The organism is Indioceanicola profundi (assembly GCF_003568845.1).
Taxonomy (GTDB): Bacteria; Pseudomonadota; Alphaproteobacteria; order Azospirillales; family Azospirillaceae; genus Indioceanicola; species Indioceanicola profundi.
The window spans coordinates 1,824,920-1,836,631 of record NZ_CP030126.1 but is presented as its reverse complement, the minus strand read 5'-3'; the positions used below and the strand labels follow the sequence as shown (position 1 = coordinate 1,836,631).

Below are 11,712 nucleotides of genomic sequence, written 5' to 3'. Positions count from 1 at the left end.
ACCGCCGGCCCCGGCGAAGGCATTACGCGCCGCAGCACTTCTTGTATTTCTTGCCGCTGCCGCAGGTGCAGGGATCGTTGCGGCCAACCTTCGCGGCCGTGCGGGGACGCTGGCCCATGATGCCCTCCACATACCACCAGCGACCATCACGATGGGCGAAGCGGCTGGACTCGTGGTGCAGGTGCGGCTTGCCGCCGATGCTGAAGTGGGCCACGAACTCGACCCAGCCTTCCTCGTCCCCCTCGCGGCCCTTCTCCGTGGACTTGACCTCGAGCCCGGTCCACTCGCTGCTCTTGGCCCACTCCGTCACATTGGCACGGTCGAAATCGTCCCGCGTCTCCGGCAGCAGCGTCTCTTCCAGATAGTCAATGTTCTGGACGGCGAAGGCGCTGTAGCGGGAGCGCATCAGGGCCTCCGCCGTGGGGGCCGGACGCTCACCCGCCAGATAGGGGCCGCAGCAATCCGCAAAGGCGCGGCCGGAGCCGCAGGGGCACTTTTCCATGTCCTCAGATCCTCAGAACTCTCCGCGCGGTGCCATACACCATCGGCGGGGCCGGGGCCAAGCCCCGTCGCCTACATGGGCGTTCGTGCTGACCGATACGGCCCGCCGCCTGTTCAATGCAGACCGGAGACGCATGGAGGACCGGATGGAGCGGATGAGTGCGGACGACGTGACGAAACGGGAGCAGGAGCTGCTCGGCGGGCTGGAGCGGCTGGTGGAAATGGAAATGCAGCTCTCCCGTCTGGAAACTGCGGCCGAAAAGGCCATTCCGGATTCCGAGGCGCGCAGCCGCGCCCGCGACCTGCTGGGCGAGGTCCGCGACCTGCTGGAGCGGCAGTCCGCTGCCGCCGAGCGGTCTCTACAGACCTTCCGGGCGGAACGGGGACTGGCGCCGGACGACTGAGCGCAATGGCCGGATGTGGAAGCCAGGGGCTGCAACCAATCGTGCTCCTGAGCGGTTATGATGTTTGGAGGTGCGACCGATGAAAGCGTTTCTTGCTTCACTCACCGTCTTCGTCCTGCTGGTGGCCGGCACCGCCTTTGTGTTCCAGACCTGGCTTTCCGTACCTGCGACGGAAGCCTACTCGCGTGAAAGCGCCGATCCCCGCCAGGACGGGGCCGTGGAACAGCGTGAGGGCTTCGCGCCGGGCGTCTGACCCGGCGGAAGCCTTCGTCCATTTTCAGGGCTTTTTCGCCGGCGGCATGGCAAGTCCGCCGTCGGCAATCCACTTCCAGCTTCCATCCGCCTGAAGGCGCCAGACCGTGATATAGCGGCTGGGCTGCTCCCTCACCGTGCCGTCGGGGCCGGTGCTGCGGATGGTCGCCCCTCCCCACGTATAGCCAAAGGTGCCGTCGGCCGAGATGCGGCCGTCCTGCGGCTCCCAGATCAGGTGGTAGCCGGGCGGGAACAGCTTCGGAAGATCGTCCCGCTTCAAGTCGGGCGAGGGGAGGTTCAGCATCTGGACCGCCGGCTCGGCGAATGCAGCGAAGGCCGGACCAACGCCCTTTTCCTGCGCCATGGCATTGAAGGCCCTGTCGGCCTCCAGAAGAGCGGCCGCAGCATCGTCCGCGGCGGCAGGCGGGGAGAATGGAAGAGTTGCGGATACCGCCACGGCCGCAGCGGTCAGGATTGCACGCATGTCTCGCACCCGTGATCAGGGGTAGTCTGCGTGCAATCCTTGCTGCGGCGGGCTGGTTTTACAACTGCGGTAATCGAAGGCTATTGCGGGCCGGGATCAGTCCGCCCCGGCCACGCTGGCGCCGGGCTGGACATCCCCGCGGACAGCGCCGGCCTTGCGCTGTTCATTGTACCAGCCGCGGTGATGCTCGATGGCCCAGTTCTCGTCCACCTCGCCGCGGCCCATGGCGTCGAACGCGCCCTCCATTCCCAGCGTGCCGATGTAGATGTGGCCCAGGATCATGGCCATCATCGCCGCTGCCAGGAGCGAATGGATGACGTGGATGATCTGCATGCCGGAAACACCGGTCCAGTAGAGCGGCACCATCATCAGGAAGCCGCTGAGCGCGATGCTCAGGCCCAGGAAGATGACGCCCCAGAACAGGATCTTCTGACCGGCATTGAAGCGCCCCGCTTCCAGATGCACGCCCTTGCCGCTGGCCAGGATGCCGCCGGCGCTCTTGATCCAGGCGATATCCGCCTTCTCCGGGATGTTGTCCCTGATCCACAGGACCAGCATCAGCACAAGTCCCAGCACGAAGGGAACGCTGGAGATGGTGTGGATGAGGGCGGAGGCGCCGGCGAGGTCGCCGAACGCGGAGTGCCCCAGCAGCGGCAGCAGCAGGGGACGACCAAAGGTGATGACCAGCCCCGTCAGGGCCAGCAGCACGAAGCTGATCGCCGTCATCCAGTGGGCGAAACGGTCCAGGCCGTTGAACCGCGGTACCCAGCGGCCGGACCGCCCATGCTCGATCCGGATTCGGCCGCGCCACAGGAAGAAGATGGTCAGCAGCGCAAGCATGCCGATGATGGCGGCACCAGCGATCCAGAACAGCCAGTCCATGCGGTAGGCGCGCCATGTCCTGCCCTCCGGCTGAACGACCATGGCCAGGCTGTAGTTCGGAATGCTGACCCGCCCCATGACCTGATCATTGTGCGGGACGTAGAGTTCCACATCGTCCGGGGACTGGAAGCGGTCGCTCGGGGTGCGGCTTTCCAGTCCGGGCGACACCGGCGCGTTCACGTCCCTTCCGGCCCCGCCGCCGATATCGTTCCCTTGCGCCGTCTCCTGGGCGATGGCCGACTGCGGGACAGGGCTGGCCACCGCGAGCAGGGCCGCTGTGAGCAGGATGAGGAGCCTGCGGGTCATGTCCGTTCTCCCTGTTCGTTTGGTTCGGCCCGACGGCCGGTCGTTGCCTCAGCCAAAGCGCACCGGGCGCCCCATCGGAGCGAAGGTGCCGGACTGTTCGGTGGCATAGGCGACGGACCAGCCCCACGCGCCGGAGCCGTAGCCACGCCGGACCACCCGCTCCTTGTAGATTTCGGCCAGGATGTCGCCATCGCCGGCCATCAGGGAGCGGGTCGAACACATCTCGGCGCAGAGCGGCAGCTTGCCCTCCGCCAGCCGGTTGGAGCCGGACTGGTGGTATTCCTCTGGCGAGTTGTCCTCCAGCGGACCGCCGGCGCAGAAGGTGCACTTGTCCATCTTGCCGCGGCTGCCGAAGTTGGTGGCCTGCGGGTACTGCGGCGCGCCGAACGGGCAGGCGTAGAAGCAGTAGCCGCAGCCGATGCAGACCTCTTTGCTGTGCAGCACCACCCCGTCGTCGGTCTGGTAGAAGCAGTCCACCGGACAGACGGCCGCGCAGGGCGGCTCGGTGCAGTGCATGCAGGCCATGGAGATCGAGCGCTCGCCGGGCTGGCCGTCCTGGAGCGTGATCACGCGCCGACGGTTTATGCCCCAGGGCACCTCATGCTCGTTCTTGCAGGCGGTGACGCAGGCGTTGCACTCGATGCAGCGCTCGGAGTCACATAGGAACTTCATCCGGGCCATATCCGGTGCCCTCCCTTAAGCTTTCTCGACCCGGCAGAGGGTCACTTTGGTTTCCTGCATGAAGGTCACGGGATCGTAGCCGTAGGTCGTGACCGCATTCGCCGGCGCGCCCAGTACGATCGGGTCCGTTCCAGGCGGATAGGCGTTGCGCAGGCTCTCGCCTTCCCAGTAGCCGCTGAAGTGGAAGGGCAGGAACACGACCCCCGGCCCGACGCGCTCGGTCACCAGCGCCTTCATACGGGCGCGGGAATTGTTCTCGGGGCCGTAGATCCAGACCCAGCCGCCATCCTCGATGCCCAGGCGTTGGGCGTCGCCGACATTGATCTCGGCGAACATCTCCTGCTGCAGCTCGGCCAGCCAGCGGTTGGAGCGGGTTTCCTCGCCGCCGCCCTCGTACTCGACCAGACGGCCGGAGGTGTAGACGAAGGGGAACTGCTCGCGGATGTTCTTCTCCAGGGCTGCGACCTGGACGCCCCGGTTCAGGTGCGGCAGGCGGAAGTCGCGTCGGTTCTCCAGCGCCGGGTAGGCCTGCGCCAGTTCCGGGCGCGGCGTGTAGATCGGCTCGCGGTGGATCGGCACCGGGTCCGGCAGGTTCCAGGCCACGGCGCGGGCCTTGGCGTTGCCGTAGGGCAGGCAGCCATGTTTCAGGGCGATGCGCTGGATGCCCAGCGAGAGGTCGGTGGCCCAGGAGACGCTGTCCACGTCGTTGCCGCCGATCAGCTCGATGACCCGCCGCTCGTCCGGCGTCAGCTCCTGGTCCCATCCCAGCTTGCGCAGGACGGCCATGGTGAATTCGGGATAGCCGTCCTCGATCTCCGATCCCTTGCTGAAGCTGCCTTCGGCCAGCAGGGTCTCGCCATTGTGCTCCACCCCGAAGCGGGCGCGGAAGGTGCCGCCACCCTCCATCACATGCTTGGAGGTGTCGTACAGCACCGGGCTGCCGGGGTGGCGCAGTTCCGGATTGCCCCAGGCCGGCCATGGCAGTCCGTAATATTCGCCCTTCAGCGGCCCCTTGGTGGCCTGCATGGTGATCTTGTCGAAATCCTCCTGGTGTCGCATGTGCAGCTTCAGGCGTTCCGGCGTGATGGCGGTCCAGCCGATGGACAGGGAGCCGCGGTTGATCTCGCGCAGGATGTCCTCCACGACCGGCTGGGTGCCCTCCACATGGATGTGCTTGAAGAGCTGGTCAGCGAAGCCGAGCTTGCGGGACAGGAGATAGAGGATCTCGTAGTCGTTCTTGGACTCGAAGATCGGCTCGACGAACTTCTCGCCCCACTGGATGGAGCGGTTGGAGCAGACGCGGCTTCCTTCCGTCTCGAACTGGGTGCAGGCCGGCAGGATATAAGTGCCGTTGCGGCGCTGGCGTATGGCGGCGAAGGTGGTGGGATGCGGGTCGATGACGACCAGCAGCTTCAGCTTCTCCATGCCCTTGATCATGTCGGGCATGCGGGTCACGGTGTTGCCGCCATGCCCCATGACCACCATGCCGGTGATGGGATTGGGCTGCTCGATCTCATCCCCTTCGGCGAGCACGCCGTCGAACCATCGGGTGGTCGGGATGCCCTTCAGCTCGGCAAGCTTCTTCTTCTCCTCGAAGGGCATTCCCTCCAGGCCGAAGCGGTTGATGACCCAGTCATAGGGCATGTCCCAGACGCGCGCCCAGTGCTTCCAGGCCCCCTCCGCCAACCCGTAATAGGCGGGCAGGGAGGAGACATCGAGGCCCATGTCCGTGGCGCCCTGCACATTACAGTGGCCGCGATAGATGTTCGCCCCGCCGCCGGGCACGCCGATATTGCCGAGGGCGAGCTGGAGGATGGAGAAGCAGCGGACATTGGCGGTGCCGACCGTCTTCTGGGTGGCGCCCATGCACCAGATCAGCGTGGCCGGGCGGTTCTCCGCCATCTGTTTCGCGACCTGGTACAGCTCCTCGCCCTTGACGCCGGAAACCCGCTCCACCTCCTCGGGCGTCCATTTGGCGACTTCGGCGCGGACCTCGTCCATGCCATAGACGCGCTGGTTGATGTACTCCTTGTCCTCCCAGCCATTCTGGAAGACGTGCCAGAGAATGCCCCAGACCACCGGGATGTCGGTGCCGGGACGCAGCCGCACATACTGGGTGGCATGGGCGGCGGTGCGGGTGAAGCGAGGGTCGATGACGATCCAGGGGGCGCGGTTGCGCTCCTTCGCGCGCAGCATGTGCTGCAGCGACACCGGATGCGCCTCGCAGGGATTGCCGCCGATGATGACCAGGCACTTGGAATTCTGGATATCGTTGTAGCTGTTGGTCATCGCGCCGTAGCCCCAGGTGTTGGCGACACCTGCGACCGTGGTGGAATGGCAGATACGGGCCTGATGGTCGACGTTGTTGGTTCCCCAGAACGCCGCCGTCTTGCGCAGCAGATAGGCGGCTTCGTTGGAGAATTTGGCGCTGCCCAGCCAGAACACGCTGTCCGGCCCGTCCTTCTGGCGAATGTCCAGGAGCTGGTCGCCGACCTCATCGATCGCCTGCTCCCAGCTTACGCGCTGCCACTCGCCGTCCACCAGCTTCAGCGGGTACTTCACCCGCCGCTCGCCCTTCACCAACTCACGGACGGAAGCGCCCTTGGCGCAGTGGGTGCCCTGGCTGATCGGGCTTTCCCAGCCCGGCTCCTGCTGCACCCAGACGCCGTTCTGGATCTCGCCGATCACAGTGCAGCCGACGGAGCAGTGGGTGCAGATGTTCTTGCGCTGCACGACCTCGCCGTCGCGGGCGATGGCGTCGGCCTTGGCCTTCCTCACCATGGTAGGGGACAGGGCGCCCAGGGCAGCCAGCCCGCCAGCGGCAAGGCCGGAATTCTTCAGGAAGCCGCGGCGGTCGATCCCACGAGCCTGGCCGGCATTCGCCAGCGTGGCCGCCATCCCGCGGCGGCCGGCGCCTGTGTCGCTGGCAGCGCGTCGCTTGGTCAGCATGGCCTGTTCCCCTTAGAGACGGTTCAGAAAGTAGAAGCGCTGCACATGGGCCGTTTCCCGGTAGCGCGACTTGATCTGCTCCTCCGGCGTTTCCGTCAGGGTCTCCCCCTCGGCGGCGACCGCGGCCGCGGCGCCCGCCGCCGCGCCGACGCCCGCCAGACCCGCGGCCTTCAGGAAATTCCGGCGCTCCAGACCCTTCTTGCTGTCTTCGCCGCTCATGACCCGTCTCCCTTGCTCATGCCCGTGGTTGCCGGCACATCCGTTCATTGGTCCGTCACTCATGCCGCCGTGGTGTCCAACGGCGGAGAGAACGAAAAGGCTTCCCGTTCCAAGCTGATAAAAAGGCGACCCAGTGCACCGACGGGACGGTAGAACTCCGCCGACTCCGCCTGCTCCAGGTCACGGAAGAAGGCGGGGGTCCACCCCGCCAGTTGCCGCTCGAAGAAGCGGCGCTCATCGTTAGGGCCGGCGCCAACCTGCCTCTCGACCAGCGCAGCCATCACCTCCAGCTCAGCGGCGATGTGGTCTTCGGGCTCCTTGACCTCATCGGCGCGCTCGACGCCCAGCCGGGCCAACTCGTCCCGTATCGCGATGAGCGGCCGGTCCATCAGGAACCCGGTGATGTAGTAGGAGGCGTAGGGCATCAGCTCGCCGCGGGCGACGCCGATGAAGAGCCTGCCGTACTCCCGCCGGGCCTCGTCCACCGTCGCCCGCCGCGCCGCGGCTGCAAGCCCGTCCAGGACGTTGCCCAGGGGCGTGGACGCATCCGGATCCAGGCGGCCGACCATATCCAGCAGCTCTGCTTCGGGCGGTCTTGCCAGAAGAACCGCCATGAGGCGGTACAGCTGCGCTCGTTCCCGGTCGACTTCGTCCAACACGGACCCTTGCTGCATTGCCTGGCGCACCTCGATTGCGAAAAACGGGCACACGCCCGCTGACGTGCCAACAATACGGACGCAGGATTGTCACGGGCCTGCATGTACGAAGAGGGACGAACGGGCAGGCGGCCTGTTATCCCCCGAAAGGCTCCACAGGACGCCGCCATACGTGGGAGTATCGCCCGTGCGATCCATCGGTTTCGCAGCCCTTCTTTCCGCCGCTTCGCTGGTTCTGGCCCCGCTGACCCTGACGATACCGGCCGCAGTTGCGCAGGAGGCGCAGCCCGCTCCGGTTCCGGAGAACAGCCAGTCCCCGCAGACGCAGGGGCAGCCCGAGCCGAACTGGCCCGGCGACACGCAGAACTGGGACACCAGTAGACGGGACAGCGGCCCCGGTAATCCGGGAGAAGCCGAGCAGAAGGGCCTGACTTCCCCCGAGGTGCAGGAGAGCCAGGCGGGCCAGCCCACCCAGCAAGGCACCCGCGCGCCCAATGCCAGCGTGAACGGAGAGGCGGAGGCGGCCGGCGGTGGCGAGGCGCAAGGCGGTTCGCCGCTCTATGCCGCCCTGCATTGGGCCCGCGCAATGCCCGTCGACCTGAACGGCAACCCGGTTCCCCGACCCAATGCCTATGCCTCCGAACCGGTTGCCGATCAGAAGCTGACCTTCCCGCCTCGCCCCGAGCCCGCCGCGCCGCCGGCGGAAGCCCCGCCTCAAGGTGAGGCGCCGCCTCCGCCGCAGTGACAGCGGCGCAACTGTTGGAGCGCCTGGAACCGGCTTCAGGCGCTCGCCTCCTCCGTCCGGCGCATGTCCCGGAACGCGGCATCCAGGGCCAGTGAGCCCCAGCGGAACGCGCGTATCAGCCGGGCCGGGGCAGTCGTGAGCACCTGTACGAAGCCCTTTTCCGGATAAGCCTCCTCGACGATGCCGATGCCGACATCCCGGTTCCGACCGTCGGTCAGCCCGATCAGCAGTCCCGGCGGGGGCGTGGCTCCAGGGCTGGCTCCTTCCATCGTGATCCGCCCCAGCGGCAGGATCAGGCTGGCTGCTCCCCGGAAGTGACGGCCGAACGCCAGTTGGCGCGCCCGGCGCCGATCGCCCTGTGTCTTGCGCCGGGCCAGCGGGGAAGGTGCGAGGCGGAGATGGCGGATGTGCGGATGGTCGGCCAGCACATCCTCGATCCCCTGGTCGCGGCCGATCGTGACCAACAGGGTCGGCTGGACGGCCTGGATCAGGGCCGCCATCAGACGGCGGCCGGGGCCGCGCAGGAAACCCACGGTGTTGATCAGCACCAGATCGCCCTGCGACGCCGCCCGCTCCACCAGATGCCGGGTTCCGGCCACGACCCGCCCCCAGGCGCGCAACGGATCGGTCGTGCCTACAAAGGCGAGTTCGGTCAGCCTCAGCTCATCGTCGGCGTCGAGGCGTCCCGCCGTGATGCAGGCAGGCGGCCCGACCGTCTTCTGTCCGGGATCGGCATCCACCAGCGTGGGTCTGCGGCCGGCAGCTTCCGCATGCCGGAGCGCCAACCGGCAGAAGGTGCTCTTCCCCATGTCGGTCGGGCCAAGGATCAGGAGGCGGGCTGTATCGGGAAAGCTGGCCCGGTCCAACGCCTGCTCCCAATCCGGGGGCACGTCGATGACGCCGGTTTCGGCATCCGTCGGCAGAGGCGCGGCGAGACTGGCGTCCATCAAATGGCCCCCATGGGTTAGGCCTGTGGTGAACGGCCCGCAGGGGCCGCTGTTGCGGCATCCCTCCAGATTTCATCCGCAGACGACCCGTCGGCCGGGCGGCTGCCCGTTTGACGTGCAGATCCGCCATTTCCCTGCGCCGTCGCGCCGTTTCTGCGTTGACGGACCGGAAGCTCTGAGCGATACGGTGGCGCGGTCGCGCGTTGCCGTTCTCCCACAGGCTGGACGGCAGAATGCTGACGCGTACCGGTCATGCCGTCCAGCCCCTTGGAAAACGGGCTCGATCGCAGTAGATACTTCGCCGCCCCGGGAAGTGTAGCGGTCTGTCCGCCGACGTCCCGGTTTTTTCGTGCGGGCCATCGGCCCGCCTTTGTCTTTGAACTTACCGCGCCGGGCCTCATCCAGAGAACCGACGTTGGACGACGGAGCCTACATATGCCCCGCACTACCCCGCTGGCAGACATTCGGAACATCGGCATCATCGCCCACGTCGATGCCGGTAAGACCACGACGACCGAGCGCATTCTGTACTACACCGGTCGTAAGCACACGATCATCGACATCCATGATACCAAGGACCTGAAGTCGTCGACCACGACCGACTACATGGAGCAGGAGCAGAAGCGCGGCATCACCATCCAGTCCGCCGCGGTGTCCTGCTTCTGGAAGGACAAGAAGATCAACCTGATCGACACGCCGGGCCACGTGGACTTCACCATCGAGGTGAACCGCTCCCTGCGCGTGCTCGACGGTGCGGTCGTGGTGTTCGACGGCGTTGCCGGCGTCGAGCCGCAGACCGAGACGAACTGGCGCCTCGCGGACAACTACAAGGTTCCGCGCATGTGCTATGTCAACAAGATGGACCGCTCCGGCGCGAACTTCCGCCGCACCGTTCAGATGGTGCGCGACCGCCTGGGTTCCCGTCCTGTCTGCCTTCAGCTTCCGCTCGGGTCCGAAGACAACTTCCGGGGCATGATCGACCTCGTCGAGATGAAGGCTTACGTCTGGTTCTCGGATGAGAAGGACAGCAAGTGGGAGATCTGGGACGTCACCGACGATCTGGCCGACAAGCTGAACATCACCAACGCCTATGACCGTGAGCTGCTGTCCCAGGTCGCGACCTATCGCACCGAGCTGGTCGAGAGCTGCCTCGAGCTCGACGACGAGGCGATGGAGAAGTATCTGGAGACCGGCGAGGAGCCGGACGCCCAGACGCTGAAGGAGTGCATCCGCAAGGCCACCATCCGCAACGTGTTCGTTCCGGTGCTCTGCGGCTCTTCCTACAAGAACAAGGGCGTGCAGCAGCTCCTGGATGCGGTTGTCTGGTACCTGCCGTCTCCGACGCAGGTCGAGAACATCAAGACCGTGGACGCCGACGGCAACGCCGTGGGCGAGCGCAAGTCCTCCGACGACGAGCCGTTCGCTGGCCTCGCCTTCAAGGTGCTGAACGACAAGTACGGCTCGCTGACCTTCGTCCGCGTCTATTCCGGCGTGGTCTCCAAGGGCCAGTCCGTGCTGAACAGCACCCGCGGCAAGCGTGAGCGCATCGGCCGTATCGTCGAGATGTTCGCGAAGGACACCAACGACCTGGACGAGGCGCGTGCCGGCGACATCGTCGCCTTCGTCTCCCTGCAGGAGACGGACACCGGCGATACCCTGTGCGATGCGTCCGCGCCGGTGGTGCTGGAGCGCATGCGCTTCCCGGACCCCGTGATCAGCGTCTCGGTCGAGCCGAAGAACCGCGCCGACCAGGACAAGTTCTCCATGGCGCTGGGCAAGATGGTCCGCGCGGACCCGTCGCTCCTGCTGGAGACCGACCGCGAGACCGGTCAGACCATCCTGCGCGGCATGGGTGAACTGCACCTCGAGGTGACGCTGGACCGTCTGCGCACGGAGTTCCAGGTGGAAGGCACGATGGGCCGTCCGCAGGTGGCTTACCGTGAGACGATCACCCGTCCGGTGACCCACGTCTACACCCACAAGAAGCAGACTGGCGGTTCCGGCCAGTTCGCCGAGGTGAAGATCGTGTTCGAGCCGCGCGAGCGTGGCGAGGGCTACCAGTTCGTCGACCAGGTGGTCGGCGGCACGGTGCCGCGCGAATACATCCCGTCGGTCGACAAGGGGCTGCAGCTCCAGAAGGACGACGGCGTGCTGGCCGGCTACCCGACCGTGGACTTCAAGGCCACCCTGGTGGACGGCAAGTACCACGAGGTGGACTCCAACGCGCTGACCTTCGAAATCGCTGCCAAGGCCTGCTTCCGCGAGGCCATGAAGCTGGCTGGCCCGACCCTGCTCGAGCCGGTGATGAAGGTCGAGGTGGTGATCCCCGAGGACTACCTGGGCGACGTGATCGGCGACGTGAACCGCCGCCGCGGCACGATCCTGGGTCAGCTCGAGCGTGGCAACAACATCGCGGTCGAGGCCCATGTGCCGCTGTCCGAAATGTTCGGCTACATCGGTCACCTGCGCGGCATGACCTCGGGCCGTGGCTCCTTCTCCATGGAGTTCTCGCACTACGACCCGGTTCCGCGGAACGTCGCGGACGAGATCATCGCGAAGAGCGGCAAGGCCGCCTGAGCGACGGTCCCGACGGGACAGTGAAATGCGGCCGCACCCCTCGGGGTGCGGCCGTTTTCTTTTGGCGGATGCCGAATCCGCTCTGAAGCAAGACTGCAGACATGCGGAA

General features: G+C 66.4%; 12 protein-coding genes. 4 read left to right on the top strand and 8 right to left on the bottom strand.

Going from position 1 to position 11,712, the window contains the following annotated elements:
- Positions 1–22: 22 nt before the first annotated feature.
- A complete protein-coding gene (locus DOL89_RS08780; RefSeq protein ID WP_119678802.1) occupies positions 23–502 on the bottom strand; it encodes a YchJ family protein in 480 nt (159 codons plus the stop codon).
- Between the two features lie 85 nt (positions 503–587).
- Between DOL89_RS08780 and DOL89_RS08775 the strand changes: the two genes are divergently transcribed.
- Both DOL89_RS08775 and DOL89_RS24795 read left to right on the top strand, forming a co-directional pair.
- Entirely contained in the window at positions 588–905 is a 318-nt protein-coding gene (locus tag DOL89_RS08775) for a hypothetical protein (RefSeq protein WP_162937407.1), read from the top strand.
- Between the two features lie 79 nt (positions 906–984).
- On the top strand, positions 985–1,158 hold the full coding sequence (locus DOL89_RS24795) for a hypothetical protein (protein WP_162937406.1): 174 nt from the start codon (positions 985–987) through the stop codon (positions 1,156–1,158).
- A 24-nt stretch (positions 1,159–1,182) separates the two neighbouring features.
- Here DOL89_RS24795 and DOL89_RS08770 read toward each other — a convergent pair whose 3' ends face one another.
- The 6 genes from DOL89_RS08770 to DOL89_RS08745 all read right to left on the bottom strand — a co-directional run bounded on the left by DOL89_RS08770 (position 1,183) and on the right by DOL89_RS08745 (position 7,337).
- Positions 1,183–1,641, bottom strand: coding sequence for a YybH family protein (locus tag DOL89_RS08770; protein WP_119678800.1), 459 nt, complete (start codon positions 1,639–1,641; stop codon positions 1,183–1,185).
- A gap of 96 nt (positions 1,642–1,737) precedes the next feature.
- Positions 1,738–2,829 carry a formate dehydrogenase subunit gamma gene (locus DOL89_RS08765; RefSeq protein ID WP_119678799.1) on the bottom strand — a complete coding sequence of 364 codons (1,092 nt, stop codon included), beginning with the start codon at positions 2,827–2,829 and terminating at the stop codon, positions 1,738–1,740.
- Positions 2,830–2,877: 48 nt separating this feature from the next.
- Positions 2,878–3,510, bottom strand: a complete 633-nt coding sequence (gene fdh3B, locus DOL89_RS08760) for a formate dehydrogenase FDH3 subunit beta (protein WP_119678798.1) — start codon at positions 3,508–3,510, stop codon at positions 2,878–2,880.
- 15 nt (positions 3,511–3,525) lie between these two features.
- Positions 3,526–6,459, bottom strand: a complete 2,934-nt coding sequence (locus DOL89_RS08755) for a formate dehydrogenase subunit alpha (RefSeq protein WP_119678797.1) — start codon at positions 6,457–6,459, stop codon at positions 3,526–3,528.
- A 12-nt stretch (positions 6,460–6,471) separates the two neighbouring features.
- The gene (locus DOL89_RS08750; protein ID WP_119678796.1) at positions 6,472–6,678 is read right to left on the bottom strand and encodes a twin-arginine translocation signal domain-containing protein; all 207 of its coding nucleotides are present in this window, start codon (positions 6,676–6,678) and stop codon (positions 6,472–6,474) included.
- Positions 6,679–6,737: 59 nt separating this feature from the next.
- On the bottom strand, positions 6,738–7,337 hold the full coding sequence (locus tag DOL89_RS08745; protein WP_225889737.1) for a TorD/DmsD family molecular chaperone: 600 nt from the start codon (positions 7,335–7,337) through the stop codon (positions 6,738–6,740).
- A gap of 184 nt (positions 7,338–7,521) precedes the next feature.
- Between DOL89_RS08745 and DOL89_RS08740 the strand changes: the two genes are divergently transcribed.
- Positions 7,522–8,079 carry a hypothetical protein gene (locus tag DOL89_RS08740; RefSeq protein ID WP_119678794.1) on the top strand — a complete coding sequence of 186 codons (558 nt, stop codon included), beginning with the start codon at positions 7,522–7,524 and terminating at the stop codon, positions 8,077–8,079.
- Positions 8,080–8,114: 35 nt separating this feature from the next.
- Here DOL89_RS08740 and DOL89_RS08735 read toward each other — a convergent pair whose 3' ends face one another.
- Complete coding sequence (locus DOL89_RS08735) at positions 8,115–9,026, bottom strand: Clp1/GlmU family protein (RefSeq protein ID WP_119678793.1); 912 nt, start codon at positions 9,024–9,026, stop codon at positions 8,115–8,117.
- A gap of 435 nt (positions 9,027–9,461) precedes the next feature.
- Between DOL89_RS08735 and fusA the strand changes: the two genes are divergently transcribed.
- Positions 9,462–11,603, top strand: a complete 2,142-nt coding sequence (fusA, locus tag DOL89_RS08730) for an elongation factor G (RefSeq protein ID WP_119678792.1) — start codon at positions 9,462–9,464, stop codon at positions 11,601–11,603.
- The last annotated feature ends 109 nt before the right edge of the window (positions 11,604–11,712 follow it).

What these genes read in the sequence shown, in the direction of transcription:
- DOL89_RS08765 (WP_119678799.1), bottom strand. Translation starts at nt 2,829, where the DNA reads ATGACCCGCAGGCTCCTCATCCTGCTCACAGCGGCCCTGCTCGCGGTG.
- DOL89_RS08735 (WP_119678793.1), bottom strand. Translation starts at nt 9,026, where the DNA reads ATGGACGCCAGTCTCGCCGCGCCTCTGCCGACGGATGCCGAAACCGGC.
- DOL89_RS24795 (WP_162937406.1), top strand. Translation starts at nt 985, where the DNA reads ATGAAAGCGTTTCTTGCTTCACTCACCGTCTTCGTCCTGCTGGTGGCC.
- fdh3B (WP_119678798.1), bottom strand. Translation starts at nt 3,510, where the DNA reads ATGGCCCGGATGAAGTTCCTATGTGACTCCGAGCGCTGCATCGAGTGC.
- fusA (WP_119678792.1), top strand. Translation starts at nt 9,462, where the DNA reads ATGCCCCGCACTACCCCGCTGGCAGACATTCGGAACATCGGCATCATC.
- DOL89_RS08750 (WP_119678796.1), bottom strand. Translation starts at nt 6,678, where the DNA reads ATGAGCGGCGAAGACAGCAAGAAGGGTCTGGAGCGCCGGAATTTCCTG.
- DOL89_RS08755 (WP_119678797.1), bottom strand. Translation starts at nt 6,459, where the DNA reads ATGCTGACCAAGCGACGCGCTGCCAGCGACACAGGCGCCGGCCGCCGC.
- DOL89_RS08770 (WP_119678800.1), bottom strand. Translation starts at nt 1,641, where the DNA reads ATGCGTGCAATCCTGACCGCTGCGGCCGTGGCGGTATCCGCAACTCTT.
- DOL89_RS08780 (WP_119678802.1), bottom strand. Translation starts at nt 502, where the DNA reads ATGGAAAAGTGCCCCTGCGGCTCCGGCCGCGCCTTTGCGGATTGCTGC.